Below are 851 nucleotides of genomic sequence, written 5' to 3'. Positions count from 1 at the left end.
CCCTGCGCGGCACGGTCGAGCACCTGACGCGCCAGGCCGAGGACGTCGCCGCCGCCCTCGCGCTCGCCGCCGAGAGCGCCACCGGCGCCCTCGACACCCGCACGGCGGCGGCCGCCGCCGCCTTCGTGGCCGCGGCCGAGGAAGCCGGCCGCCTGATCGGCGAACGCACCGAGACCGCCGACGCCTCCCTGCGCACCGCGCTGGCTGGCCTGGCCGAGCGGGCCGAGGCCGCGGCCGCCGCCCTCACCTCGTCCGCCGACACGGTCGGCGACGCGCTGCAGGTCCGCTCCGAGGAAGCCGCCGAGATCATGCGCCGCTCCGCCGAGCAGGCGACCGGGGCGCTCGGCACCCGCACGGTGGAGGTGGCGCACATCTTCCGGCGCACGCTGGAGACGACCGGCGCCGAGCTCGACGCCCGCAGCCAGGCCGCGGCGGAGCTGTTCCGGCAGGCCACCACCGCGACGACCGGCGAGTTGGGGGCGCGGGCGGAAGAGGCCGCCGAGGTCCTGCGCCGGGCTGCCGAGACGGCGACGGGTGCGGTGGGCGCGCGGACGGCGGAGAGCGTCGAGGCGTTCCGCCAGGGCGCCGAGGAGGCGACGGGGGCGCTGCAGGCGCGTCTGGCCGAGGCGGCCTCGTCCTTCGCCCGCGTGGCGGAGGAGGCGGCGGGCCTGATCGGCACGCGGGCCGGCGAGGCGGATGCGGCGTTGCACGGGGCCGTGGTGGGCCTGGCGGGCCGGGCCGAGGAAGCGGCGTTGGCGATCGGCCGGGCGGCCGAGACGGCGACCGGCGCCCTCGACACCCGCACCTTGGCGGCGACGTCGGCTTTCGCGCAGGCTGCGGAAGAGGCGGGC

General features: G+C 79.6%; 1 protein-coding gene. It reads left to right on the top strand.

Annotation, left to right across the window (positions count from 1 at the left end; translation table 11 throughout):
- Nucleotides 1-851, top strand: an 851-nt coding sequence (locus VQ03_RS34105) for a hypothetical protein (protein WP_048454572.1), incomplete at both ends; no start/stop codon positions are given.

The sequence above is a fragment of the Methylobacterium tarhaniae genome, assembly GCF_001043955.1.
GTDB lineage: Bacteria > Pseudomonadota > Alphaproteobacteria > Rhizobiales > Beijerinckiaceae > Methylobacterium > Methylobacterium tarhaniae.
This window is presented reverse-complemented; position numbering and strand designations above follow the sequence as displayed.